23 protein-coding genes are annotated in these 23598 nt (G+C 68.4%); 14 read left to right on the top strand and 9 right to left on the bottom strand.

The features are described from left to right. The first annotated feature begins 189 nt into the window (after nucleotides 1-189). Both metX and metW read left to right on the top strand, forming a co-directional pair. Nucleotides 190-1365, top strand: a complete 1176-nt coding sequence (gene metX / locus LRH25_RS05375; protein ID WP_141290022.1) for a homoserine O-succinyltransferase MetX — start codon at nucleotides 190-192, stop codon at nucleotides 1363-1365. After that, nucleotides 1362-1943 carry a methionine biosynthesis protein MetW gene (gene metW / locus LRH25_RS05370; protein ID WP_141290021.1) on the top strand — a complete coding sequence of 194 codons (582 nt, stop codon included), beginning with the start codon at nucleotides 1362-1364 and terminating at the stop codon, nucleotides 1941-1943. The genes metX and metW overlap by 4 nt, the downstream gene beginning before the upstream one ends. A gap of 28 nt (nucleotides 1944-1971) precedes the next feature. On the opposite strand, the gene LRH25_RS05365 is transcribed toward metW, so the two are convergent. Beyond that, entirely contained in the window at nucleotides 1972-2622 is a 651-nt protein-coding gene (locus tag LRH25_RS05365) for a porin family protein (protein WP_141290020.1), read from the bottom strand. 311 nt (nucleotides 2623-2933) lie between these two features. Between LRH25_RS05365 and LRH25_RS05360 the strand changes: the two genes are divergently transcribed. Together LRH25_RS05360 and LRH25_RS05355 are read left to right on the top strand one after the other, a co-directional pair. Then, complete coding sequence (locus LRH25_RS05360; protein WP_231010329.1) at nucleotides 2934-3836, top strand: alpha/beta hydrolase; 903 nt, start codon at nucleotides 2934-2936, stop codon at nucleotides 3834-3836. Between the two features lie 139 nt (nucleotides 3837-3975). After that, nucleotides 3976-5442, top strand: coding sequence for a M20 family metallopeptidase (locus tag LRH25_RS05355; RefSeq protein ID WP_141289839.1), 1467 nt, complete (start codon nucleotides 3976-3978; stop codon nucleotides 5440-5442). A 120-nt stretch (nucleotides 5443-5562) separates the two neighbouring features. On the opposite strand, the gene LRH25_RS05350 is transcribed toward LRH25_RS05355, so the two are convergent. Continuing rightward, on the bottom strand, nucleotides 5563-5847 hold the full coding sequence (locus tag LRH25_RS05350; RefSeq protein WP_141289838.1) for a DUF4148 domain-containing protein: 285 nt from the start codon (nucleotides 5845-5847) through the stop codon (nucleotides 5563-5565). Between the two features lie 165 nt (nucleotides 5848-6012). On the opposite strand from LRH25_RS05350, the gene LRH25_RS05345 reads away from it, so the two are divergent. After that, nucleotides 6013-7050, top strand: a complete 1038-nt coding sequence (locus tag LRH25_RS05345) for a LysR family transcriptional regulator (protein ID WP_141289837.1) — start codon at nucleotides 6013-6015, stop codon at nucleotides 7048-7050. Between the two features lie 55 nt (nucleotides 7051-7105). Here LRH25_RS05345 and LRH25_RS05340 read toward each other — a convergent pair whose 3' ends face one another. After that, entirely contained in the window at nucleotides 7106-8209 is a 1104-nt protein-coding gene (locus LRH25_RS05340; RefSeq protein ID WP_141289836.1) for an aminoglycoside phosphotransferase family protein, read from the bottom strand. Nucleotides 8210-8425: 216 nt separating this feature from the next. Here LRH25_RS05340 and LRH25_RS05335 point away from each other — a divergent pair, with 216 nt between their 5' ends. The 4 genes from LRH25_RS05335 to LRH25_RS05320 all read left to right on the top strand — a co-directional run bounded on the left by LRH25_RS05335 (nucleotide 8426) and on the right by LRH25_RS05320 (nucleotide 13501). Beyond that, complete coding sequence (locus LRH25_RS05335; protein WP_231010321.1) at nucleotides 8426-10813, top strand: LPS-assembly protein LptD; 2388 nt, start codon at nucleotides 8426-8428, stop codon at nucleotides 10811-10813. Next, nucleotides 10813-12156, top strand: coding sequence for a peptidylprolyl isomerase (locus LRH25_RS05330; RefSeq protein WP_231010314.1), 1344 nt, complete (start codon nucleotides 10813-10815; stop codon nucleotides 12154-12156). The genes LRH25_RS05335 and LRH25_RS05330 overlap by 1 nt, the downstream gene beginning before the upstream one ends. 139 nt (nucleotides 12157-12295) lie before the next feature. Then, nucleotides 12296-13060 carry a 16S rRNA (adenine(1518)-N(6)/adenine(1519)-N(6))-dimethyltransferase RsmA gene (gene rsmA, locus LRH25_RS05325; RefSeq protein ID WP_141288261.1) on the top strand — a complete coding sequence of 255 codons (765 nt, stop codon included), beginning with the start codon at nucleotides 12296-12298 and terminating at the stop codon, nucleotides 13058-13060. A gap of 270 nt (nucleotides 13061-13330) precedes the next feature. Next, entirely contained in the window at nucleotides 13331-13501 is a 171-nt protein-coding gene (locus tag LRH25_RS05320) for a hypothetical protein (protein WP_170200914.1), read from the top strand. Here LRH25_RS05320 and LRH25_RS05315 read toward each other — a convergent pair. The 3 genes from LRH25_RS05315 to LRH25_RS05305 form a co-directional block, all read right to left on the bottom strand. Further along, complete coding sequence (locus LRH25_RS05315) at nucleotides 13476-13871, bottom strand: barstar family protein (protein ID WP_141288262.1); 396 nt, start codon at nucleotides 13869-13871, stop codon at nucleotides 13476-13478. The genes LRH25_RS05320 and LRH25_RS05315 overlap by 26 nt on opposite strands. Nucleotides 13872-13918: 47 nt before the next feature. Beyond that, nucleotides 13919-14362, bottom strand: a complete 444-nt coding sequence (locus LRH25_RS05310; protein WP_375140583.1) for a guanyl-specific ribonuclease — start codon at nucleotides 14360-14362, stop codon at nucleotides 13919-13921. 194 nt (nucleotides 14363-14556) lie between these two features. After that, nucleotides 14557-16851 carry an NADP-dependent malic enzyme gene (locus LRH25_RS05305; protein WP_141288263.1) on the bottom strand — a complete coding sequence of 765 codons (2295 nt, stop codon included), beginning with the start codon at nucleotides 16849-16851 and terminating at the stop codon, nucleotides 14557-14559. Between the two features lie 203 nt (nucleotides 16852-17054). Here LRH25_RS05305 and LRH25_RS05300 point away from each other — a divergent pair, with 203 nt between their 5' ends. From LRH25_RS05300 to LRH25_RS05285, 4 genes are read left to right on the top strand one after another with little or no spacing between them, the layout of a single operon-like run. Continuing rightward, the gene (locus LRH25_RS05300) at nucleotides 17055-19103 is read left to right on the top strand and encodes a sensor histidine kinase (RefSeq protein ID WP_231010312.1); all 2049 of its coding nucleotides are present in this window, start codon (nucleotides 17055-17057) and stop codon (nucleotides 19101-19103) included. Continuing rightward, the gene (locus tag LRH25_RS05295; RefSeq protein ID WP_231010310.1) at nucleotides 19100-19759 is read left to right on the top strand and encodes a response regulator transcription factor; all 660 of its coding nucleotides are present in this window, start codon (nucleotides 19100-19102) and stop codon (nucleotides 19757-19759) included. Before LRH25_RS05300 ends, LRH25_RS05295 begins: the two co-directional genes overlap by 4 nt. 37 nt (nucleotides 19760-19796) lie before the next feature. Beyond that, the gene (thiL, locus tag LRH25_RS05290) at nucleotides 19797-20756 is read left to right on the top strand and encodes a thiamine-phosphate kinase (RefSeq protein ID WP_231010716.1); all 960 of its coding nucleotides are present in this window, start codon (nucleotides 19797-19799) and stop codon (nucleotides 20754-20756) included. Then, a complete protein-coding gene (locus LRH25_RS05285) occupies nucleotides 20753-21385 on the top strand; it encodes a phosphatidylglycerophosphatase A family protein (protein ID WP_259373908.1) in 633 nt (210 codons plus the stop codon). The genes thiL and LRH25_RS05285 overlap by 4 nt, the downstream gene beginning before the upstream one ends. Before the next feature lie 29 nt (nucleotides 21386-21414). On the opposite strand, the gene LRH25_RS05280 is transcribed toward LRH25_RS05285, so the two are convergent. Continuing rightward, complete coding sequence (locus LRH25_RS05280) at nucleotides 21415-21711, bottom strand: type II toxin-antitoxin system RelE/ParE family toxin (protein WP_170201216.1); 297 nt, start codon at nucleotides 21709-21711, stop codon at nucleotides 21415-21417. Next, entirely contained in the window at nucleotides 21708-21932 is a 225-nt protein-coding gene (locus LRH25_RS33270; protein ID WP_141292095.1) for an addiction module protein, read from the bottom strand. Before LRH25_RS33270 ends, LRH25_RS05280 begins: the two co-directional genes overlap by 4 nt. A 60-nt stretch (nucleotides 21933-21992) precedes the next feature. Here LRH25_RS33270 and LRH25_RS05275 point away from each other — a divergent pair, with 60 nt between their 5' ends. Next, nucleotides 21993-22505, top strand: coding sequence for a CinA family protein (locus tag LRH25_RS05275; protein ID WP_231010308.1), 513 nt, complete (start codon nucleotides 21993-21995; stop codon nucleotides 22503-22505). Here the strand turns inward: LRH25_RS05275 and holA are convergent. Beyond that, nucleotides 22502-23593 carry a DNA polymerase III subunit delta gene (gene holA, locus LRH25_RS05270; RefSeq protein WP_231010306.1) on the bottom strand — a complete coding sequence of 364 codons (1092 nt, stop codon included), beginning with the start codon at nucleotides 23591-23593 and terminating at the stop codon, nucleotides 22502-22504. The genes LRH25_RS05275 and holA overlap by 4 nt on opposite strands. Nucleotides 23594-23598: the final 5 nt, after the last annotated feature.

Genomic DNA, 23598 nt, shown 5'->3' with positions numbered 1-23598 from the left:
AGCGGGCATGGCAGGTTGCCGCGCTGCTAAACTCCTTCCATTGGCGCCGATTTGTTCCGGATTGCGGGCGCCGGGAAGCCGAGGGGCCGTCCCGAAGAAATGCCGCTAAAGAGGGACGCCCCGACCCAACAGTCACCCGGTGTCCGCTTCTTGTGCGGTGCCGGGTGTTCTTGTTTTGGGGTTTGCAACATGGCTTCGCTGGGCGTCGTCACACCGCAGCAAATGCATTTCGAGCAGCCGCTGCCGCTGCAAAGCGGCGCGCAGCTGGCCGACTACACGCTGGTCTACGAGACCTACGGCACACTGAATGCCGCACGCAGCAATGCGGTGCTGGTCTGCCATGCGCTGAATGCCTCGCACCACGTGGCGGGGCTGCATGCGGGCGAGCCCAAAAGCGAGGGTTGGTGGGACAACATGATCGGGCCCGGCAAGCCGCTGGACACCGACAAGTTCTTCGTCATCGGCATCAACAACCCCGGCTCCTGCTTCGGCTCGACCGGGCCGATGCACACCGACCCGAACCCGGCGAAAAACGGTCAGCCGTATGGCGCCGACTTTCCTGTCGTCACCGTGGAAGACTGGGTGGACGCGCAGGCGCGGTTGATCGCGAACCTGGGCATCACGCAGTTGGCGGCCGTGCTTGGTGGCAGCCTGGGCGGCATGCAGGCGCTGGCCTGGACGCTGCGCTACCCGGAGCGCCTGCGCCACTGCGTGGCGGTGGCCACGGCGCCCAACCTGTCGGCGCAGAACATCGCCTTCAACGAGGTGGCGCGGCGCGCCATCGTGACCGACCCGGATTTCCACGGCGGCCACTTCTATGCCCGCGGCGTGGTGCCCAAGCGCGGCCTGCGCGTGGCCCGCATGATCGGCCACATCACCTACCTGAGCGACGACTCGATGGAGGCCAAGTTCGGCCGCGAGCTGCGCAACGGCGCGCCCAGCTACAGCACGCAGGACATCGAGTTCCAGATCGAGAGCTACCTGCGCCACCAGGGCGACAAGTTCAGCGACTATTTCGACGCCAACACCTACCTGCTGATCACCCGCGCGCTGGACTATTTCGATCCGGCCCGTACGCATGCCGGCGACCTGACGCGGGCGTTTGCGGTGGCGCGCGAAAAGAAGTTCCTCTTGGTCAGCTTCACGACCGACTGGCGCTTCTCGCCGGCCCGTTCGCGCGAGATCGTCAAGGCATTGGTGGACAACCGAGTGGACCTGAGTTACGCCGAGATTGCTGCGCCGCATGGCCACGACGCCTTCCTGCTCGAAGACCCGCGCTACCACGGCGTGATGCGGGCGTATTTCGAGCGCATCGCGGCCGAGACCGCGAACGTGCCGCTTCAGGTCAAGGGGTTTGCAGCATGAGTGAACGAAAAGACTTGGAGGTCATTGCGAGCCTGGTACCCGAAGGCGCGCGCGTGCTCGACCTGGGCTGCGGCACCGGCGAGCTGCTGGCCTACCTGCAGCAGCATCGCGGCTGCAGCGGCTACGGCATCGAGCTGGACGACGCCAATGTGCTGGCCTGTGCGCAGCGCGGCGTCAACGTGATCCAGCTGAACCTGGAAGAAGGCCTGGACCTGTTCGACGACCGCAGCTTCGACGTGGTGCTGCAGCTCGAAACCCTGCAGCACCTGCGCAATGCCGAGCGCATGCTGCGCGAGACGGCGCGCGTGGGCCGCATCGGCATCGTCAGCTTCCCGAACTTCGCCCACTGGCCGAACCGGCTCAGCGTGGTGCGCGGCCGCATGCCGGTGACACGCGCGCTGCCCTACGAGTGGTACGACACGCCGAACATCCGGGTTGGCACTTTGGCCGACTTCGAGGTGCTGGCGCGCAAGAACGGGCTGAACATCGAGGACAGCTTCGGGTTGCAGGGCGGGCGCGTCGTGCGGCGCTGGCCCAACCTGCGAGCCAGCGTCGCGGTGTTCAAGTTCTCGAAGTAGCGCTCGCCGCGAAAGGCGAGCGCGGCGTTCAGAACCCGACCTTCACGCCCAGGCTGTACTGGTCGACGTCCTGATGGTCGGAGAAAGCATCGAAGCGGTAGCGGTTCCATTCGCCGCGCAGCGCCACCTGCTTGCTCAGGTCGTACTGCACGCCGGCGCCCAGCTTCAGGCCGTTGCCGTGGTCGTCGCCCGCGGTGGTCTTCAGGTTCGCGCCGGCGTAGCCGAGGCGGCCCAGCAGCGAGAAGCGTTCGCCGATCGGCAGCGTGCCCACCGCATCCAGGTAGCCGCCCTGGGCCTTGGCCGAGGTGCTGAGGCCGTCGACGTCGCCCTTCAGGCGGCCCAGGTTCATGTAGCCTGCTTCCAGTGACCAGTTCGGCGTGAACGAATAGCCGCCGTAGAGGTTCACGCCCACGCCCTGGTTGTCGCCATCGCTGCCGTTGACAGGCCCGTGCCACTGCGGCACCGCCAGGCTGCCACCGAGGTACAGACCCTCGGCACGAGAGCTGGCGGCAAAGCCCAGCGCTGCAAGCCCGAGCAAGGCCACGCCGAGTTGCGCGGCACGCCGACCGCGGCGCCGCGTCACCAGCGGCAGCACTTGCGGCTGGCCGGGGCGAGATGCCGCCGAGCCGGCAGGCAGGCCTTGGGCCGCAACACGGGAACGGGAGAAGAAGCGAGTCATGTGATGCCTTTCTGTATTGCACAGCCGGGTGGCTGCGAAGCGCGGTGCCTGCGAGGCGAGATCGTTGCGGGCCTCGGTTTTTTGGCACTGCCGTGAGATAGACCTGCGGGCAAACCCGGATGTTCCGTTGCTGGGCGTAAAGAAGCCTGAAGTGAAAGCGGATGTCAGACGAAGCCTGCGTTTGCAAGCGTGCCCCGGCTTTTGCCGCTTCAGGCACCTGGCTTGCCGGGACCTGCTTTTGGCTTCGCAGGTCGCGCCCTGTGCGGGTGAACGCCAAGGGCCTGTGCGTTGGCGCCTCGTAGACTGCCTCGATGAGCACCCTCCCAGAATTCCTCGCGCCGGCCTGGCGCAGCCCGGACGGCCTGAACCTGCAGCGTTACCGATGGCAGCCCACAGGCCCGGCGCGCGGGCAACTGCTGATCGTGCACGGCCTGGGCGAACACGCCGGCCGTTACCAGGCGCTGGCGCAGGCCCTGGCCGGCGAGGGCTGGCAGGTGCAGGCCTACGACCAGCGTGGCCACGGGCGTTCGCAAGGTGCGCTGGGGCGCATCGCGGCAGACGACAGTTTGCTGAGCGACCTCGGCGGCCTCTGGGACGCGGTTTCGGCCGAAGCCCCGGCCGGCGCGCCACGGGTGCTGCTCGGGCACAGTCTGGGCGGACTGGTCGCCGGGCGTTTCGTCGCCGAGGCGCTGCAGCCGCAGCCGGCCGCATGGTCACGCACGGTGGACGCGCTGGTGCTGTCGTCGCCCGCGCTGGATGGCGGCATGAGTGCGTTCCAGAAGAAGCTGGTCTCGCTGGTCTGCGCCCTCTCGCCATCGCTGGCGGTCAACAACGGCCTGGATGCCGACTGGATCTGCCGCGACCCGGCGGTGGTGCAGGCCTACCGCGACGACCCGCTGGTGCATGACCGCATCAGCGGCCGGCTCGCGCGTTTCGTGCGTGATGAAGGCCCGGCTGTCGAAGCGCTGGCTTCTCGCTGGCGCGTGCCCACGCTGCTGATGTGGGCCGGTGCGGACCGCTGCGTTGCCCCGGCCGGCAGCGCGCGCTTCGCGCAACATGCGCCGGCGCTGGTGCGCACCCGCGAGTGGCCGGGCCTGGCCCACGAGATCTTCAACGAGCCCGAACGGGCGCAAGTCGTCTCTGCCCTGCTGGCCTGGCTGCAGGCGGTGGACCGGCGTGGCGCGGTGGCGGCACCCATGGCCGCCGTCGCCTGAGCCCCCGCCTCGGTTCGGGCTGGCACGGGAAGCGCAGAATACTGGGTTGGCGCCCGTTGGGGTGCGCTGCCACAGGGCCGATCCGGCCCGTTCCCGTCCAGCACCGCGCCGGCACCCGGCGCGCCGGAGGCTTCACACCATGAATGCACCTGAAAAACTGCCCGGCCTCGATTCGGCACAACTGAATCGGTTCGTCACCGAGGCCTGGAGCGAGCGCATCGTTCCGAACCTGGTCGACTACATCGCAGTGCCGGCCAAGAGCCCGATGTTCGACCCCGACTGGGCCGCGCACGGCCTGATCGACCGCGTGGTGCGCGACGCCGCGGCCTGGGTCGAGGGCCGCAAGGTGCCGGGGCTGAAGCTGGAGGTCATCCGCGGCGAAGGCCGCACGCCGGTGATCTTCTTCGAGGTCGAGTCGACCAAGCCCGGTAGCACGCAGACGGTGCTGATGTACGGCCACCTGGACAAGCAGCCCGAGTTCAACGGCTGGCGCTCGGACCTGGGCCCGTGGACGCCCAAGCTGGAGGACGGCAAGCTCTATGGCCGCGGCGGCGCGGACGATGGTTACGCGGTCTATGCCGCAGTCAGCGCGATCGAGGCGCTGAAGGCGCAGCATGCGCCGCACCCGCGCATCGTCGGCCTGATCGAGAGCTGCGAGGAATCCGGCTCGTTCGACCTGCCGTTGTACCTGGAACAGCTGAAGGACAGGCTGGGCGACGTGAGCCTGGTGGTCTGCCTGGATTCGGGCGCCGGCAATTACGACCAGCTGTGGCTGACGACCAGCCTGCGCGGCAACATCACCGGCGCGCTGAAGGTCGAGATCCTGACCGAGGGCATCCACTCGGGCGACGCCAGCGGGCTGGTGCCGTCGAGCTTCCGCATCATGCGGCAGGTGCTGGACCGGCTGGAAGATTCCGCCACCGGCCGGCTGCTGCCGCCGGTCTTCCACTGCGAAGTGCCGGCCTCGCGCGTGGCGCAGGCCCAGGCCACGGCCGACATCCTCGGCGACGAGGTCTGGAAGCGCTACCCCTGGGCCTGCGGCGCCGACGGCGGCGCGACCTTGCCCACCACCACCGACCCGGTGCAGGCGCTGCTGAACCGCACCTGGCGGCCCACGCTGTCGGTCACTGGCGTGGAAGGCATGCCGTCGCTGGAAAACGCCGGCAACGTGCTGCGGCCCTACACCGCGTTCAAGCTCTCGCTGCGGCTGCCGCCGCTGGTGCAGGGCCACGAGGCGGCGGTGCAGCTGAAGGCGCTGCTGGAAGACAACGCGCCCTACAACGCCAAGGTCACCTTCGTGCCGGATGGCCGCGTGGGCCAATGGGGGGCGACCGGCTGGGACGCGCCTGAACTCTCGCCGTGGCTGGAGACGGCGATGGACCAGTCCTCGCGCAGGCACTTCGGCGCACCGCTGGGCTACATCGGCCAGGGTGGCACCATCCCGCTGATGAGCCTGCTGCAGCAGGGCTTCCCGAAGGCGCAGATGATGGTTTGCGGCGTGCTGGGTCCGAAGAGCAATGCGCACGGGCCCAACGAGTTCCTGCACATTGGCTACGGCACACGGCTGACGGCGGCGGTGGCCGAGGTCATCGCGGCCCATCCCTGAACGTGGCCGTCAAGGGCAGCTGCCGGCTCAGGACGTGAAAAAGCGGGCCTCAAGCCCGCTTTGGTTCTGGCGTGTCTGGCAGACCTGGCCCTCGGGGACCAAGCTGCCGTTGCCCCGCGCTCACTGGGCGCTGGTCTTGGTTTCGGTGTCGGGGGTCTTGGTGGTCGCCGGGGTGCTGGCAGCAAACGCGGTGGGCGCCTGGACGCGGACGCGACGCGGGGTCTGCATGACTTCCTGGTCGGCGAAGTTCATTTCGCCATTGGCGCGGGCCTGGGCCAGTTCGGCCAGCACTTCGGCACGGGTACGCGGCTGGTCGGCCTTGTCGGCGGCCTGGGCCACGTTCAGGGTGGCGACAGATGCCAGCAGCAGGCCGGCAACCATGGAAGCGGAGGAGAAGCGGGTCATCTGAGTTCCTTTCGTTTCGGCCCAGGGTTAGTGCCGATAGGGTTGAACTGTAGAGATTTGGATCGAAGGAATAAATAAGGTTTGCGCACACGCAGTGTTCTCGTTTCGCAAACAATCGAAACGGCGCTGCCGGTCCCTCAGTCTTTGAATTCCTGGAGTGCTTGCATGCCCACCTTGCGCGCCATGCGGGTGTTTGCCCGTGTCGTCGACGAAGGCAGCCTGGCTGCCGCGGCCCGCGCGCTGGACCTGGCACCGGCCGTCGTGACCCGGCTGATTTCTGAGCTGGAGACGCACCTTGACGCCCGGCTGCTGAACCGCACCACGCGCCGGTTGTCGTTGACCGAAACCGGCGAGGCTTACCTGGAGCGGGTGCGGCAGATCCTGGCCGACATCGACGAAGCCGAGGCCATGACTTCGGCTTCGGTGCACGAGCCGCGCGGCCATGTGCGGCTGCTGACCGCGCCGGCCTTCGCCGTGCACCAGATCGCCAAGCTGCTGCCGCGCTTCCATGCGCTGTACCCGCACGTGACGCTGGAGATCACCGCACCCGGCGCGGTAGAGGCGGTCGACGAGAGCTTTGACCTGACGCTGGTGCACACCCGCAAGCCGCTGGACGGCCAGTTCGTGGCCCGCCGGCTGGCGCGCACCGAGGTGATCTGCTGCGCCTCGCCCGAGTACCTGGACAAACGCGGCCGGCCGCAGCACCCGGCCGAGTTCAAGCAGCACGACATGCTGATCCCGCCGGCTTCAGAGGTGACACGCGGCGTCACCTTCTACCGATGCGGCGCGAAGGAGGGCGACGCCGGGCCGGACGTGGTCCACATGGTGCCGCGCCGCGGCGTGTTGAGCACCCTGCATGTGGACGCCAACTACGCCGCTGCGCTGGCTGGCCTGGGCATTGCCGGCCTGCCGTCCTTCGTGGCCGAAGACGCGCTGATGGAGCATGCGCTGGAGCGTGTCATCCCCGAATGGCGGCTCTACAGCCAGACGCTGTGGCTGTGCATGCCCACGCGCCATCACCTGCCGGCCCGCACCCGCGCGCTGCGCGATTTCCTGGTCGAGGCATTTGGCGGCGAGGACCGGGACCCGTGGCTGGCCGCAGCCGGTTGCGAGACACGCCCGTTTGCGGCCGACTGCGTCAAGGCACTTGAAACCGTGGCTGACGCGAGCTCAGCGCCCGCAGGGCCGCCCCAAGGGCGCTGAGCCAACCCGCTCGGCGGGTGGTCTCGCGTACCCGCGAGGCCGGGGGTGCGCCATGTCAAAAGGTGTAGCCGGTGCTCAGCTTGGCCTGTTGCATCGGCTCGATCAGCGCGAGCAGCGGCTTCAGCGGCTGGTAGCGCAGCGCCACTTTGTTCGCGTAGGCAAAGAAGCGTGGCAGGTCTTCGCTGTAGCGCGGTTTGCCGTCGCGGTGCTTCAGGCGACAGAAGATGCCCAGGATCTTCAGGTGGCGCTGCAGGCCCATCCATTCGAGCTGGCGCCAGAACTCGCCAAAGTCCTCGTCCACCGGCAGCCCGGCCTTGCGCGCGGCCTGCCAGTAGCGCACGGCCCAATCCAGTTCCTGCTCTTCGTCCCAGGACAGGAAGGCATCGCGCAGCAGCGAGGCCACGTCGTAGCTGATGGGGCCGCGCACGGCGTCCTGGAAGTCCAGGATGGCCGGGTTCGGGTCGGCCACCATCAGGTTGCGCGGCATCCAGTCGCGGTGCACCGCCACGGTGGGCTGCGCCAGCGCGCTGGCCACCAGCCGGTCGCACACCAACTGCCAGCGGGCGTGTTGCTCGGCTGTCCAGGTGATGCCGAATTCGCGCTGCACGCACCATTCGGGGAACAGCGCCAGCTCGCGGCGCAGCAGCGCGTCGTCGTACGGCGGCAACGGTGTCGCGTCGACATGGCCCTGCCACTGCACCAGCGCACGGATCGCGTCGCGCATCAGCTTGTCGGCCTGGGCACAGTCCTCGGCCTGCAGGGCGTCGAGGTACAGCGTGCGGCCCAGGTCGCTGAGCAACAGGAAACCTTGTTCGGCGTCGCAGGCCAGCACCTGCGGGCCGTGCAGTCCCGCCTGCTGGATCAGCCCGGCAACCTGCACAAACGGCGCCACATCTTCCAGCGGCGGCGGCGCGTCCATCACGATCAGGGTGGAAAGCGGCATGCCGGCCGGCTGTGCCTGGATGCGGAAATAGCGCCGGAAGCTGGCGTCGGCCGAGGCGGCCTCCAGGCTGGCCACTTGCAGGCCGTGCGAGGCCACCAGCGGCTGTAGCCATTGCTCGAAGGCCAGGCGTCGGCCTGCATTGCCCCAGGCGATGCGGGCGGGGCATTGCACGGGGGCCACGGGGGGCGAAGCGGGGGCGGGGGGTTCAGGTGTCATCAGGGCATGCCGGCTGGCCACGGCCTGCCGCGGCAGGGTTCACACCTTGGCGCCTTCGCCTGGAAGGGCTTCGGTGCGGGCCGCTTGGGGCGGCCGGGCAGGGCTCATGGATAATCTTCATTCTAATGACGCCCCGGGCGGCCGCTGCCGGCCTGCCCTGTGTTGAGCCGCTTGCCGCGACCGGTGGGGCTTGCACATCACCGCGAGTTGCCGCGCTTGTTTCTCCCGCTGCCTGCCCCCCGCCGCTCCCGCCGCCTCTGTCCTGCGCCCTTCGCCTGGCTGCCGCTGGCCGCCGGGCTGGCGCTGGCCTTTGGCGTGGCGCCGTTGGCCTGGGGCCAGTCGACCGCTGCCGCGCTGCCTGCGCCGGCCCTGACCACGCCCGCCCAGTCCCGGCCCGGCAAGGTCAACCCGCAGCCGCCCATCGATGGCAGCAGCGACAGCCCGGTGCAGCTGACAGCGCGCGAAGTGCACAGCCAGCTCAACCAGGAAACCCAGGCGCTGGGCGATGTGGAGCTGCGCCGCGGTGGCCTGCTGCTGACCTCGGACACCTTGCGCTACCTGCAGGCCCAGCGCCTGGTGATGGCCAGCGGCCAGGTGCGGCTGAGCAGCGGCGGCGACATGTTCAATGGCGAGCAGGCCCAGTTGCTGCTGGACAGCCACACCGGCTACGTGACCGAGCCGACCTACTACTTCGCCCGCACCGCCGCCGGTGGCAACGCGCGCCGCATCGACTTCACCGGCCCGCAGCAGCTCACCGCCTACAACGCCAACTACAGCAGTTGCACCCGCGAGGCCGATGGCGAACCCGGCTGGGAGCTGCGCATGGACAAGCTGGACCTGGACTTCGATGCCAACGAAGGCAAGGCCACCGGCGCGGTGCTGCGTTTCCTGGGCGTGCCCATCCTGGCGCTGCCGTCGATGAGCTTTCCGACCAGCGACGCGGCCAAGTCCGGCTGGTTGCCACCGACGATCGACTTCTTCGACAGCCGAGGCGGCTTCGGCTTTTCGGTGCCGTACTACTGGCGCTTCGCGCCGAACTACGACCTGATGCTCACGCCGGTGCTCTCGTCGCGCCGCGGCACCGCGCTGCGCAGCGAATTCCGCTACCTGCAGCCCAATGACAGTGGGCGGCTGGAGCTGCACTGGGTGCCGGAAGACCGCACCACCGACACCCGCCGCTACTCGGTGCAGGCCGAGCACGAAGGCGCGCTGGACAACGGCGTGCGCTACGAGCTGGCTTACGAAGACGCCTCCGACGACCGCTATTGGAAGGACTTCTCGCGCCTGCTGCCCAGCCTGGCGCCGCGGCTGCTGCCACAGCAGGCGGGCGTCTGGCGCTCGTGGGCGGTGGACCAGGGCAACCTGTCGGTCTATGCCCGGGTGCAGGACTGGCGGGTGCTGCAGGATGTGGACACGCCCATCGAGGTGCCGTACCAGCGCGCGCCGCAGATCGGCGCGCGGCTCAGCAACGTGGGCTGGCAGTCGCTGCGTTTCGACCTGGAGACCGAGGCCAACCGCTTCACGCTGAACGACCGGGCGGCCGGCGACACGCGGCCCCAGGGCAGCCGCGTGCATGCGCTCGGTGCCGTCGCGCGTCCCTACGACTTCGGCTGGGGCTGGCTGACGCCCCGCCTGGCGGTCAACGCCGCGGCCTACGACACCGACGAGCCGATGACCGACGGCCGCACCCGCGCCCACCGCGTGATCCCCACCGCCAGCATCGACGGCGGGTTGCGCTTCGAGCGCGATTCGACCTGGTTCGGCACCCGCTTCGTGCAGACGCTGGAGCCGCGCCTGCACTACCTGAACACGCCCACGCATGGCCAGGATGCGCTGCCGCTGTTCGACACCGCAGCCAGTGACTTCAACTCGCTGTCCATCTACGCCGACAACGAGTTCACCGGCATTGACCGCGTCAGCGACGCGCACCAGATCACGCTGGGCGCCAGCACCCGCTGGATAGAACCGGACACCGGCGTCGAGCGCTTCAGCCTGGGCGCCGCGCAGCGCTTCCAGTTCCGCGACCAGAAACTGACGGCCGATGGCCAGGCCAGCGACAACCATGTCTCGGACCTGTTGGTGTTCGCCGCCGGCCGGCTGGGGCAGGACTGGCGGACCGACACCACGCTGCAGTACAACCCCGACCTCGGCCGCACGGTGCGCTCCATCATCTCGATGCGCTACAACCCGGCGCCGTTCCACACGCTGGCCGGCACCTATCGCTACTCGCGCGGCCTGAGCGAGCAGTTCGAGCTCGGCTACCAATGGCCGCTGTTCAGCGGCAAGGGTGCGCAAACTGCGGATGGCAGCTGCCAGGGCACGCTGTATGGTGTGGGCCGCGTCAACTACAGCCTGAAGGACCACCGCACCACCGATTCCATCGTCGGCCTCGAATACGACGCAGGCTGCTGGATCGCACGGGTGGTGGCGGAGCGTGTCTCCACCGGCCAGTCCGAAGCCACCAAGCGGCTGATGATCCAGCTGGAGCTGGTCGGCCTGTCCCGCCTGGGCAGCAACCCGCTGCAGGTCCTGAAGGACAATATCCCCGGTTACCGGCTGCTGCGTGATGACAACGCAGCGCCACCGTCCACGGTGAATCCATGATGTCTTCCTCGCGTTCCCTCTTCCGCCTGCTGCCGCTGATGGCTGCGCTGGCCTTTCCTCACCTGGGTGCGATGGCCCAGCGCGTGGGCACCAAGCCTGCACCGGTGATTCCCGCACCCCGCACCGCGGACTACATCGTGGCCGTGGTCAACAACGAATTGGTGACCCAGGTCGAGGTTGAGCAGCGCATCGCCAGGGCCAAGGAAGAGGCAGGGCGCTCTGGCGCCAAGCTGCCGGACGACGCCGCGCTGCGCAAGGAAGTGGTCGAACAGCTGATCGACGAGCGGGTGATGATCACCAATGCCCGCGACAGTGGCGCCAAGGTTGACGACGCCGAGCTGGACCGCGCGGTCGACAACATCGCCAGTGCCAACAAGATGACCGTGCCGCAGCTGCGCGAGCGGCTCAAGGCCGACGGCATGGACTACACGCGTTTTCGCGCCAACCTGCGCGACCAGATCCTGGCCGAGCGCAGCCGCGAGCGCGAGGTGAACTCGCGCGTGAAGATCACCGACGCCGAGGTCGACGCCTACCTGGCCGAGCAGCGTGCCGCCAAGGCCACGCGCAACGAGATCAACCTCGCGCAAATCCTGCTGACCCTGCCGGAAAATCCCAGCGAGGCCCAGGTGGCCGAAGTCCAGGCCCGCATGAAGACGGTGCAGGGCCGGCTCCAGAGCGGCGAGCCGTTTGAACTGGTCGCCAAGGCGGTTTCGGAAGACAACAACAAGGAGCGCGGTGGCGAGATCGGCTCGCGCCCGACCGACAGGTTGCCGGACCTGTTTGTTGCCGCGGTGAAGGACCTGCCGGTTGGCGCGGTCACGCCGCAGCCGCTGCGCAGCCCGGCCGGGTTCCACTTGCTGAAGGTGCTCTCGCGCGCCAGTGCGGACGTCAACACCGTCACCCAAACCCGTGCCCGCCACATCCTGCTGCGGCCGTCCGAACAACTTTCCCAGGACGCCGCGCAGCGCCGGCTGGCCGATTTCCGCGCCCAGATCCTCAGTGGCAAGCGCAGCTTCGAGGACCTGGCCAAGGCCTACTCGGAAGACGGCAGCGCCTCGCGTGGCGGCGACCTGGGCTGGGCTGCGGCCGGCACCTTCGTGCCCGAGTTCGAGATCACGATGAACGCGCTGCAGCCAGGCGGCATTTCCACACCCATCGTCTCGCGCTACGGCGTGCATCTGATCCAGGTGATGGAGCGCCGCGAGATCCCCATCGACCCCATCAAGGCGCGTGAGCAGGCCCGTGCCGCGCTGCGCGAAAAGAAGTTCGACGCGGCTTACGCCGAATGGATCGACGACCTGCGCGCCAAGGCCTTCATCGAGATGCGCGAGCCGCCGCTGTGAGCCGTGCTTTCAAGCGGGTCGAGCGCCGGGCCGCTCCCAAGCTGGCCGCTTGCTGGCGTGACTTGTCCCCCGGACAAGTCACGTCCGCGCTCGCCCCCGTGGGGGATCGGCTGACGTACCCGTCGGACGAGGGGCTGTCATGAAGCACTTGGCGCGCAAGCGCTTTGGGCAGCACTTCCTGACCGATGCTGGATTGATCGACGACATCGTGCGCGCGATCGATCCGAAGCCGGGCCAGCCGGTGGTCGAGATCGGCCCTGGCCTGGGCGCCTTGACGCTGCCGCTGCGCGAGCGCTGCCCGGCCTTCACCGTCATCGAGCTGGACCGCGACCTGGCCGCCCGCCTGCGCAAGCAGGAAGGCCTCAGCGTGATCGAGTCCGACGTGTTGAAGGTCGACTTCAGCGCGCTGGCCGGCGAACTGGGCGGCAAGCTGCGCGTGGTCGGCAACCTGCCCTACAACATCTCCACGCCCATCCTGTTCCACCTGCTCGAACACGTGCAGCATGTGGAAGACCAGCATTTCATGCTGCAGAAGGAAGTCGTCGACCGCATGGCCGCCGGCCCCGGCAGCAAGACCTACGGCCGGCTCTCGGTGATGCTGCAGTGGCGCTACGACATCGAGTCCCTGCTCGACGTCCCGCCCGAAAGTTTCGACCCGCCACCGCAGGTCGATTCGGCGGTCGTCCGCATGATCCCGCTGCCGCAACCCGCCACGCTGGACCTGCCCCGCTTCGGCGCCATGGTGCAAGCTGCCTTCTCCCAGCGCCGCAAACTGTTGCGCCACGCACTCGGCCGCTGGCTGGATGAACAAGGCTTTGAAGGCACGTTCGACATGCAACGTCGCGCCGAAGAAGTCCCTGTGGCCGAATTCGTTGCGCTGGCGCAGTCGCTGCCGCCGCGCTGATCTCAACGCAGACGCACCAATGCAAACGGCCCGCATTCGCGGGCCGTTTGCATTCACCAACCGTCAAGGCCGCAGAGCGCAGCCGGCGCCTGGCCGCCCCTAGGCGGCTGCGCAACCCGCTTGGCGGGCGGCTCGGCGTATCCGCCGAGCCGGGTGCACCACACTCCGGGGCCAGCGCCGGGCCGCTGCCACGCGGCCCCGCTACCCGCTCGGCGGGTGGCCTCAGGTGTCCCTGAGGCCGGGTGCACAACTCAAGCGGCGTTCTGCCACATGGCGGTGTCGAAGGCGCTGCTCATCATCGGCATGTTCATGCCGAAGCTGGGGTTGCTGCCTGCTTTTGTACTGGCCTTGCTGGCCGGTTTTTCGGGGGCCGTTTCCGCAGCCCGCTCCCATGACCCGTTTTCTTGGGAGCGGGCTACTGAAAAGAATAGAAACATCTGAACGGGATTTTCCGCTCGGCCCAGAAGTCGGCCGCGTCTCGGAAGACGTCCAGAAGCTGTTCTCGGGATTCGCGGTCGAAACGCGAGTTATCCGGCAACTGTTCCAACACGACGACAAAGCCGGGCTGCTGGCCCGATTTGTGCACCAGGTCGGTCATGCAGTCATACAGCGCGTCCAGGTTCTTCCCGAAATGCTGGGGGAACAAGAACGAGGTGGCAATGCCCTCGAGCACGTCCTGCTTGGACTGGGCTTCAGTCAGATTGGCGAACAGGAAGTGCTGGCCCGATTCCTGGGCCGCGCGCATCAGGTCATCCACCCGATAAGCGCGTATCGCCTGCACGATGTTGGGACGGACGGTCTGCAAAAGCATGGTCGCGTTCCTCCTTGGTCAAAGAAATCCAGATCCCGAAATGGCGTTCACGGCACCAGGCGGCGAAAGCTGGCGTAGTGGTCGTCGGTATAGAAACAGGCTTCAGGCTGTTGCGGTTGACGACCGCCGCACACCAAACGCCTTGCCCCACGATTCTTTGCATGGGGCGTGGGCACGGTGTACTCGCGGTAGTAGCCTCGCGCCTGAGGCGGCAGCCTGCGTTCCCGGTTGCCGAAGGCCACGCCATCCTTGTCGAAAGGAAACGGACCGCCGGCACGCACCAGGCGTTCGGTTTGCTGCGCCTCGGGCGGCAGGCTGGCCAGCGACACCGTGCCGAGCGACTCGGCGGTGACGACCATCGGTTCCCGCGCAAGGGCTGCGCCGGACCCTGCCAGTTGGACCACGGCGGCCATTCCCAGCACTGCTGCCACACCGAAGGAGCTGAGGCCACGACGCACAAAATCAAACTTTTGGCGCCAGGACCGCTCCATCGGCGTTGTTGACAGCCGACCAAGAAAAACCACGGGTTTGCCCTGAAGAATCAAACCGCGATCCTATCTGATTGGCACAAATACCACAAGTCCACTGCCCGAAAAGCGTGCAGTGGACGGGTATTGAAGTAACCGCTTACTTGTTCTTCTGCCGCTGGCCTGGATGCGCGGTTTTGGTGCCGGTTGGTGGGCGCTCAGCGCCCGGCGTTGGCGTCCGCCACGGTCAGCGCGGTCATGTTGACGATGCGGCGAACCGTGGCCGAAGGCGTCAGGATGTGCACCGGCTTGGCCGCGCCCAGCAGCACCGGGCCGATGGCAATGCCACCGCCGGCGGCGGTCTTCAGCAGGTTGTAGCTGATGTTCGCGGCGTCGATGTTGGGCAGCACCAGCAGGTTGGCTTCGCCCTTGAGCGTGCTGCGCGGCATCAGCTCGGCGCGGTAAGCGGTGTCCAGCGCCACGTCGCCGTGCATCTCGCCATCGATCTCCAGCCAGGGCGCCTGGGCCTGCACCAGCGCCAGTGTGTCGCGCATCTTGATGGCGGACGGCTGGTTGCTGGAGCCGAAGTTCGAGTGCGAGAGCAGCGCGGCCTTGGGCTGGATGCCAAAGCGCAGCATTTCCTCGGCCGCCATGATGGTGATCTCGGCCAGCTGTTCGGCGGTCGGGTCGTAGTTGACGTGGGTGTCGACCAGGAACAGCTGGCGGTTCGGCAGCACCAGGCCGTTCATGCAGGCGTAGGTCTTGACGCCAGGGCGGCGGCCGATCACCTGCTCGATGTGGTTCAGGTGCAGTGCGGTCGAGCCCCAGGTGCCGCAGATCAGGCCGTCCACCTCGCCCTTGTGCAGCAGCATGCTGCTGATCAGCGTCAGGCGGCGGCGCATCTCGATCTTGGCCAGCTGCTCGGTCACGCCCTTGCGGTCCATCATCTGGTGATAGGTCTGCCAGAAGTCGCGGTAGCGGCGGTCGTCGTCGGTGTTGACGATCTCGTAGTCGCGGCCTTCTTCGAGGCGCAGGCCCAGCTTCTTGATGCGGGCTGTGATGATGTTCGGCCGGCCGACCAGCACCGGCCGCGCCAGGCCTTCGTCGACCACCACCTGCACCGCGCGCAGCACGCGCCGGTCCTCGGCTTCGGCGTAGGCCACACGGTTGGCCTTGGCCTTTTTCGCGACCGAGAAGATCGGCTTCATCATCGTGCCGGAGGCATAGACGAAGGTGTGCAGCTTCTCGCGGTAGGCCACCATGTCGGTGATGGGTCGGGTGGCCACGCCCGACAGTTGCGCCGCCTCCGCCACGGCGGGTGCGATCTGCGTCATCAGCCGCGGGTCGAAAGGCTTGGGGATCAGGTATTCCGGGCCGAAGCTGAGGTTGATGCCGGCGTAGGCTGCGGCGACCACGTCGTGCTGCTCGGCCTGGGCCAGCTCGGCGATCGCGCGCACCGCGGCGATTTCCATCTCGTCATTGATGGTGCTGGCGCCGCAGTCCAGCGCGCCGCGGAAGATGTACGGGAAGCACAGGACGTTGTTGACCTGGTTCGGGTAGTCGGTGCGGCCGGTGGCCATCACCGCATCGTCGCGCACCGCCTTGACCTCTTCGGGCATGATCTCCGGCGTCGGATTGGCCAGCGCGAAGATCAGCGGCTTGGGGGCCATGGCGGCGACCATCGCCGGCTTGAGCACGCCGCCGGCCGACAGGCCCAGGAAGATGTCCGCGCCTTCGATGGCCTCCGACAAGTGGCGCTGCGAGGTTTCCTGCGCAAACTCGGCCTTGTCCGGGTCCATCAGCTCGACCCGGCCCTTGTAGACCACGCCGGCCAGGTCGGTCAGCCAGATGTTTTCCTTGGGCAGGCCCATCTTGACCAGCAGGCCGATGCAGGCCAGCGCCGCGGCGCCAGCGCCGGAGGACACCAGCTTGACCTGCTTGATGCTCTTGCCGACGACCTTCAGGCCGTTCAGCAGCGCCGCACCGACGACGATGGCCGTGCCGTGCTGGTCGTCATGGAAGACCGGAATCTTCATGCGCTCGCGCAGCTTGCGCTCGACGTAGAAGCAGTCCGGTGCCTTGATGTCTTCGAGGTTCACGCCGCCAAAGGTCGGCTCCAGCGCAGCAATCACGTCGACCAGCTTGTCCAGGTCGTTCTCGGCGATCTCCAGGTCGAAGACGTCGATGCCGGCGAACTTCTTGAACAGCACCCCCTTGCCTTCCATCACCGGCTTGGAAGCCAGCGGGCCGATGTTGCCCAGGCCCAGCACCGCAGTACCGTTGGACACCACCGCGACCAGGTTGCCGCGCGAGGTGTAGCGGAAGGCATTCGCCGGGTCTTCGACGATCTCTTCACAGGCGGCGGCCACGCCGGGCGAGTAGGCCAGCGCCAAGTCGTGCTGGTTGATCAGCTGCTTGGTGGCAGTGACAGCGATCTTGCCCGGCGTCGGGAACTCGTGATACTCCAGCGCCGCACGGCGCAGTTCGGCTTTTCGTTCTTCGGCTGTCGGCATCGCAAAGTGTCCTTTTCATTCCCAACCCCGGGGTCGGCGATTGTAGGAGCCGCAAGTGAACGGCGGGGCGGGGGCGCAGTGTGCGCGCGCCGGCGGGCATGGCGCATGCGAGGAACTGCTTACCGGGCGCCTCTGCCCAGCGCAGATACTTCGGCCCCGTTCCCTGCACGATCATGCGCCCGCGAGACCCCACGCCGATGAGGATGGACACCCCCGCCGACGCGCCCCGGCTGCGCCGCGGCATGCGCTGGCTGCTGTGGGGTGCGCTGGTGGTGCTGCTGCTGGTCGCGCAGTCGCTGCTGGTGATGCTGACGCTGCGCTACGAGGAAGCCCGAACCCAGGACGAGACCGATGCGGTCGCCACCTCGGCGGCCATCGAGATGCGGCGCGTGCTGCTGCGCAGCCAGCAAAGCGTGCAGTCGTTGCTGTGGAACGAGCCGGACGAGCGCCAGTGGCGGCTGGACGCCACCGAGATGCTGCGCCAGCGCCGCGAGGTGCTGCGGCTGGAGCGGCGCGACCTGGAGCTGCGCGTCCAGCTCGCACTGGACGGCAGGCCCGAGCTCTCGCTGTTCACCGTGATCGGCCGCAGCGAGCTGGAGGTCGAGCTGCAGGCTGCCTGCGCCACCGCCCGCCGCAGCAGCGCGCCGGCCTATTCGCGCTCGTACTTCGTGCCCCAGCCCAGCGGCCTCGGCCTGGAGGTGCTGGACCTGTGCATGCCGATCACGCAATCGGGCCACCTGGTCGGCTTCATGGTGGCCACGCTGGGTCTGGCAGCCATGCTGGACGACACGGTGCGCCAGGCCGAAGTCGGCCGGCACGAGCTGTCGCTGGTCGAGGCCGACGGCACGCGGCTGGTGCGTGCCGGGCCGATGCGCGGCGCCGGCATCTACCACGCCAGCCGGCTGGTCGATCTGCCCGGCAGCTCGCTGCAGCTGCGCGCCGATGCCGTGGCCGGCCGGCCTGGGCTGATCCCGAACCTGGCGATTGCGCTGGTGCTGGGCCTGTCGCTGGTGCTGCTGGGGCTGGTGGTGCTGCTGGTGCGCGACGTGCGCCGCCGCGGCCAGGTCGAGACCGCGCTGGCCGAGTCGCTGGCCTTCCGCCGGGCGATGGAGGATTCGCTGGTCACCGGCCTGCGCGCACGCGATGTGCAAGGCCGCGTCAGCTATGTGAACCCGGCCTTCAGCGAGATGGTGGGTTATGCGCCGGAAGAGTTGATCGGCCGCTTTCCGCCGCCTTACTGGCCACCCGAGCAGGTCGAGGAATACCTGCGGCGCCAGGACACCCGGCTGCAGCTGGGCGTGGACGGCGGCGGCGTGCACCGCGAGGGCTACGAAACCGTGTTCATGCGCCGCGGCGGCGAGCGTTTCCCGGTGATGATTTACGAGGCGCCGCTGCACGACCGGGTGGGCCACCATGTGGGCTGGATGGGGGCGATCCTGGACGTCAGCGGCGAGCGGCGCATGGAAGAGCTTTCGCGCCAGCAGCAGGACAGGCTGCAGGCCGCGGCGCGCTTGGCCACCGTCGGCGAAATGGCCTCGCTGCTGAGCCACGAGCTGAACCAGCCGCTGGCGGCGATTGCCAGCTACGCCACCGGCTCGCTGAACCTGATGGCCGAGCCCGAGCCGGACACGCTGGAGCTGGTGCGCCAGGCCATCGAACGCATTGCCGAGCAGGCCGAGCGGGCAGGGCGTGTCATCAAGAGCGTGCACGGCTTTGTGCGTCGGCGCGAGCAGTCGCGCGAGGTGGTGGCGGCGGACCAGTTGATAGAGGCCGTGCTGCCCTTGGTGCGCCTGCAGGCGCGCAAGAGCGGTACGCGCATCGAGCTGGACCTGCCCAAGCCGGTGCCCAGCGTGCAGGCCGATCGCACCATGGTCGAGCAGGTGCTGCTGAACCTGACGCGCAATGCGATCCAGGCCATGGAGACCGACCAGACGCCGCTGGCCCAGCGGGTGCTCACGCTGAAGGTGCGCCAGCACGAGCCGCGCTGGGTGCAGTTCAGCGTGGCCGATGCCGGACCCGGCATTGCGCCGGAAGTGGCGGCGCGGCTGTTCACGCCGTTTTTCACCACCCGCCAGGAAGGCATGGGCCTTGGCCTCTCGCTTTGCCGCACCGTCATCGAGCAACATGGCGGCACCTTGGACCATGGGCCGGCCAACAGCGAGGCCTCTCCCGCCGGCACGGAATTCCGGTTTACCCTTCCAGCGCCCGACAGCCCGCGCCGCAACGCGCCTTCTTCTGCCATGACGCCATGACGCCCACCTCGTCCCGCTTCGGCCTGCCCATGGTCTACCTCGTTGACGACGAGGACGTGGTGCGCGACGCCCTGGCCTGGCTGCTGCGCTCGCGCCGGCTGCTGTCCGAGGGCTTCGCCAGCGCCGAGGCCTTCGAAGAACTGCTGAATCAGCGCGGCGCCCATGCCGACCTGGCCGCCAGTTGGCCGACCGCGCCGTCCTGCCTGGTGCTGGACGTGCGCATGCCCGGCATGAACGGGCTGGCGCTGTTCGACCGGCTGGTCGAGCGTGGCCTGGCCCAGGTGCTGCCGGTGATCTTCCTGACCGGTCATGGCGACGTGCCGACCGCCGTCGCCGCCGTCAAGCGCGGTGCCTTCGATTTCGTCGAGAAGCCGTTCTCGGACAACGCGCTGGTGGACCGGGTCGAACATGCCTTGCAGGCCAGCGAAGCGGTGTTGCTGCAGCGCCTGGCCAAGCGCGAGGTGCAGCGCGCGCTGGCCGAGCTGACCGAGCGCGAACGCGAGGTCATGCAGCTGGTGGTCGAAGGCCGGCCGAACAAGCTGATCGCCGACGCGCTGGACATCAGCGTGCGCACCGTCGAGGTCCACCGGGCACGCGTCTTCGAGAAGATGAACGTCAAATCCGCCGTCGAGCTGGCCAATCTTTTGCGCCCCTGATCCCGTGTTCCGCTGACCGACAATACCGCCCATGTCCCTGGGCGAATTCGAACTGATTGACCGCTTCTTCAAGCGCCCCGTGCAGCGCGCCGTGCTGGGCGTGGGCGACGATTGCGCCTTGCTGCAGCCCACGCCCGGCATGCAGCTGGCCGTGTCGACCGACCTGCTGGTCGAGGGCCGGCATTTCCTGTCCACCGTGGACCCGGCGCGGCTGGGCCACAAGGCGCTGGCCGTCAACCTCAGCGACCTGGCCGCCTGCGGCGCCAAGCCACTGGGCTTCACGCTGAGCCTGGCGCTGCCCCGGGCCGACGAACGTTTCCTCGCGCCGTTTGCGCAAGGCCTGCTGGCGCTGGCGGACCGGCACCAGATCGAGCTGGTCGGCGGCGACACCACGGCAGGCCCGCTGACCATCGGCATAACCGTGTTCGGCGAAGTGCCGCCCGGCCAGGCCTTGCTGCGCAGCGGCGCGCGCGTGGGGGACGACATCTGGGTCAGCGGCTGGCCCGGCGAGGCGCGGCTGGCGCTGGAGGTCTTCCGCGGCACGCTGGCGCTGGGCGCCGAAGACTTTGCACAGGCCCGGCTGGCGATGGAATGCCCCGAGCCCCGCATTGCGCTGGGGCTGGCGCTGCGCGGCCTGGCCACCGCGGCCATCGACGTCAGCGACGGCCTGCTGGGCGACCTGGGCCATGTGCTGCGCCGCTCGGGCGTGGGCGCCGAGCTGGCGCTGGCCCGCATGCCACGCCGCGCGCTGCTGGCCGGCCAGCTGGCCGCCGTGCAGCGCATCGCCTGGCTGACGGGCGGTGACGACTACGAGCTGCTGTTCTGCGCACCCGAAGGCGCCGACGCGGCGCTGCAGGCGATTGCGACGCAAACCGGCGTGCCGCTGCACCGCATTGGCCAGGTCTTGCCCAGGGGGGCCGGGCTGCGTGTGCTGGACGAGCAAGGCTCGCCCATCGACCTGACGCAACTCGCCGGCTTCGATCACTTCAAGTCATGAACGAAGAGCCCACTGCCACCTCACCCGCTTCGATCAGCGACGCCCACGTCATCGCCGAGACGCCGCGGCCCGGCTTTGAGTCGGTGCACGCGGCCGATGCCGCCTTGCCGCCGCGTCGTGCGGGCGTGTGGCTGCTGCGCCGCTCGCCGCTGCACTGGATCTCGCTGGGCATGGGCAGCGGGCTGTCGCCGTTTGCGCCGGGCACGGTCGGCACGCTGTGGGCCTGGGCGGCCTTCCTGCTGCTGGACCCGATGCTCAGCGACGCGCTGGGCGAGGCCGGCTGGGGCTGGGTGCTGCTGGTCGGCTTTTTCGTCGGCTGGTGGGCCTGCACGCGCACCGCGCAGGCCATGCGCGTGGGCGACCCCGGCGCGGTCGTCTGGGACGAGGTGCTGGCCTTCTGGCTCATCCTCTGGCTGGTCACGCCCTCCAGCTTGGTCGCGCAACTGGCCGCCTTCCTGATCTTCCGCCTTTTTGACGCCGCCAAGCCCGGCCCGGTCGGCTGGGCCGACCGCCGCTACAAGGGCCAGCCCGGCACGCTGCCCGGCTGGCGCCAGGGCTTCGGCATCATCTTCGACGACCTGGTGGCGGCGCTTTGCACGCTGCTGGTGATGGCACTCTGGCACGCATGATGGCCGCCGGAAGTCGCGCGCGGCGCAATTCAGCGATCACGCCAATATCCGGGTTCCCGCCTCTGGTGCGAAACTGCCAGCACGAACACGACATTGCCTTCGATGGCATAGAAAACGGTGTACGGGAATCGTCGAAGCAAACAATGGTGCGTGCCGTCGTCATCCTTCTTCCACTTCTCTGCCGAGTCGGCCAGCGCATCAATGCAGTCGAGCGCTTCGGTCCGAAATGCCTCAGCGGCAAGCGGATTGCGTTCGCGATACCACTGGAACGCACCCGCAATTTCAGCTTCTGCGTCGGGAAGAATGACGACTTCGAACTGACTCACAGTGCACGGAGTCGTGCCTTGGCCCCGGACCACGGAACCGGAACGATGGTCCCATCCCGAAGCCCGGCACGCCGCCTGCGAATCTCCGCACGCCAAGCCTCAGAAATGCAGGCATCGTCGCTGCCTTCCAGGCTGTCAAGCAACGCAACAACCAGCGCGGACCGTTCGTCCGTCGGCAAGGACAAGGCTTCATCGAGAAGCTGGTCAACGCGAGCAGTCATGCGTCAAAGTCTAGCATCGGGCGCCATCTCAATGCCTGCGTCTGCGGCGCAACCCCAGTGATGGACACACTGCTCACCGACGCCGCCTCGCTGCAAGCCCGCCTGCCGGCGCTTGCCGACGCACTGCGCGCCCGCGGCTGGCGCATGGCCACGGCCGAGAGCTGCACCGGCGGCCTGATCGCCGCGCTGTGCACCAGCGTCGCTGGTTCCAGCGACTGGTTCGACCGCGGTTTCGTGACCTACAGCAACGAGGCCAAGACCGAGCAACTCGGCGTGCCGGCCGACCTGATCGCCGCACACGGCGCCGTCAGCCAGGAAGTGGCCGAAGCGATGGCGCGCGGCGCGCTGGCGCACAGCCGCGCGCAGATGGCGGTGGCGGTCACCGGCATTGCCGGCCCGGGCGGCGCAGTGCCGGGCAAGCCGGTGGGCACGGTGTGGCTGGCGCTGGCCTGGCAGGTCGGTGCTGTGGCGCAGGTTCACAGCGAGTTGCTGCAACTGCCAGGTGACCGCACGGCGGTGCGCTCGGCGACCGTCGCCTTGGCGCTGGCGCGCCTGGTCGAGCGCTCGGCTTAAGGCTGCAGCGCCATCGGCGCAGGCGCAGCCTGGCCGCGGCGGGGTGGCGGCTGCATCAGGTCCAGCGTCATCAGCATCAGGCGACGCAGGCCGTCCCAGGCTTCGGTGGGCCAGTCGGGGTGGCGCAGGCCTTTGACCAGGCCGTCGCAGATCGCGGCGGCCTGCACCAGTGCGGCCAGCTTGGCGTCATCCAGTTGCGGCAACACGCGCTCGAAGGCGCGCTCCTTGTCTCCCCAAACCCGCGCTTCGCGCAGCGCCATCGGCAGCGGCTTGCCGCCGGCCATCGCGTCGCGGGCGCGCTTCATCGCGCGGATGTCCTCGGCCAGGTTCCAGTGCACCAGCACCGCGGCCTCGCCTTCGGCGCGCAGGCCGTCCAGCATGCGCAGCGCGCGCTCGGCCTGGCCGGCCAGCACGGCGGCACCGAGCTTGAAGACGTCGTAGCGGGCCACGTCCAGCACCGCGTCCTGGATCTGCTCGAAGCTGAGTTCGCCTTCGGGGTACAGCAGCGCGAGCTTCTGCAGTTCCTGGTGCGCGGCCAGCAGGTTGCCTTCGACCCTGTCGGCGAAAAACGCCAGCGCCTGCTGGCCCGCTTCACCGGCGGGCAGCGACTGGCCTTGCGCGCCCAGCCGGCGCGAGATCCATTGAGGCAGCTGATTGCGCTCGATCGGGTCCAGCCGTACGGTCACCCCCGCCCGGTCCAGCGCCAGGAACCAGGCACTTTGCTGCTGCTGGCGGTCCAGCCGCGGCAGGTGCACGATGGTGAACAGGCCTTCGCCCAGCCGGTCGCAATACTGCTGCAGCGCGACCGAGCCTTCCTTGCCGGGCTTGCCGGAAGGGATGCGGATCTCGATCAGCTGCTGGTCGGCAAACAAGCCCATGGACTGCGCGGCGCCCAGCACGCTGCTCCAGTCGAAATGCGCGCCGCTGACGGTGAAGACCTGGCGCTCGGAGACGCCGGCTGCGCGGGCCGCCGCACGGATCGAATCGGCCGCCTCCTGCGCCAGCAGTGGCTCGTCGCCGTGCAGCGTGTAAAGCGGCTTCAGGCCACGCGAGAGCTGCGCTGCCAGGGCATCGGAGCGGACCTGCATCGCGG

Source organism: Ideonella azotifigens (assembly GCF_021043325.1).
GTDB classification, from domain to species: Bacteria; Pseudomonadota; Gammaproteobacteria; order Burkholderiales; family Burkholderiaceae_C; genus Ideonella; species Ideonella azotifigens.
This window is presented reverse-complemented; position numbering and strand designations above follow the sequence as displayed.

Coding starts and splice junctions, on each gene's coding strand:
- metX (WP_141290022.1), top strand. CDS start 190: ATGGCTTCGCTGGGCGTCGTCACACCGCAGCAAATGCATTTCGAGCAG.
- metW (WP_141290021.1), top strand. CDS start 1,362: ATGAGTGAACGAAAAGACTTGGAGGTCATTGCGAGCCTGGTACCCGAA.
- LRH25_RS05365 (WP_141290020.1), bottom strand. CDS start 2,622: ATGACTCGCTTCTTCTCCCGTTCCCGTGTTGCGGCCCAAGGCCTGCCT.
- LRH25_RS05360 (WP_231010329.1), top strand. CDS start 2,934: ATGAGCACCCTCCCAGAATTCCTCGCGCCGGCCTGGCGCAGCCCGGAC.
- LRH25_RS05355 (WP_141289839.1), top strand. CDS start 3,976: ATGAATGCACCTGAAAAACTGCCCGGCCTCGATTCGGCACAACTGAAT.
- LRH25_RS05350 (WP_141289838.1), bottom strand. CDS start 5,847: ATGACCCGCTTCTCCTCCGCTTCCATGGTTGCCGGCCTGCTGCTGGCA.
- LRH25_RS05345 (WP_141289837.1), top strand. CDS start 6,013: ATGCCCACCTTGCGCGCCATGCGGGTGTTTGCCCGTGTCGTCGACGAA.
- LRH25_RS05340 (WP_141289836.1), bottom strand. CDS start 8,209: ATGACACCTGAACCCCCCGCCCCCGCTTCGCCCCCCGTGGCCCCCGTG.
- LRH25_RS05330 (WP_231010314.1), top strand. CDS start 10,813: ATGTCTTCCTCGCGTTCCCTCTTCCGCCTGCTGCCGCTGATGGCTGCG.
- rsmA (WP_141288261.1), top strand. CDS start 12,296: ATGAAGCACTTGGCGCGCAAGCGCTTTGGGCAGCACTTCCTGACCGAT.
- LRH25_RS05320 (WP_170200914.1), top strand. CDS start 13,331: ATGGCGGTGTCGAAGGCGCTGCTCATCATCGGCATGTTCATGCCGAAG.
- LRH25_RS05315 (WP_141288262.1), bottom strand. CDS start 13,871: ATGCTTTTGCAGACCGTCCGTCCCAACATCGTGCAGGCGATACGCGCT.
- LRH25_RS05310 (WP_375140583.1), bottom strand. CDS start 14,362: ATGGAGCGGTCCTGGCGCCAAAAGTTTGATTTTGTGCGTCGTGGCCTC.
- LRH25_RS05305 (WP_141288263.1), bottom strand. CDS start 16,851: ATGCCGACAGCCGAAGAACGAAAAGCCGAACTGCGCCGTGCGGCGCTG.
- LRH25_RS05300 (WP_231010312.1), top strand. CDS start 17,055: ATGGACACCCCCGCCGACGCGCCCCGGCTGCGCCGCGGCATGCGCTGG.
- LRH25_RS05295 (WP_231010310.1), top strand. CDS start 19,100: ATGACGCCCACCTCGTCCCGCTTCGGCCTGCCCATGGTCTACCTCGTT.
- LRH25_RS05285 (WP_259373908.1), top strand. CDS start 20,753: ATGAACGAAGAGCCCACTGCCACCTCACCCGCTTCGATCAGCGACGCC.
- LRH25_RS33270 (WP_141292095.1), bottom strand. CDS start 21,932: ATGACTGCTCGCGTTGACCAGCTTCTCGATGAAGCCTTGTCCTTGCCG.
- LRH25_RS05275 (WP_231010308.1), top strand. CDS start 21,993: ATGGACACACTGCTCACCGACGCCGCCTCGCTGCAAGCCCGCCTGCCG.
- holA (WP_231010306.1), bottom strand. CDS start 23,593: ATGCAGGTCCGCTCCGATGCCCTGGCAGCGCAGCTCTCGCGTGGCCTG.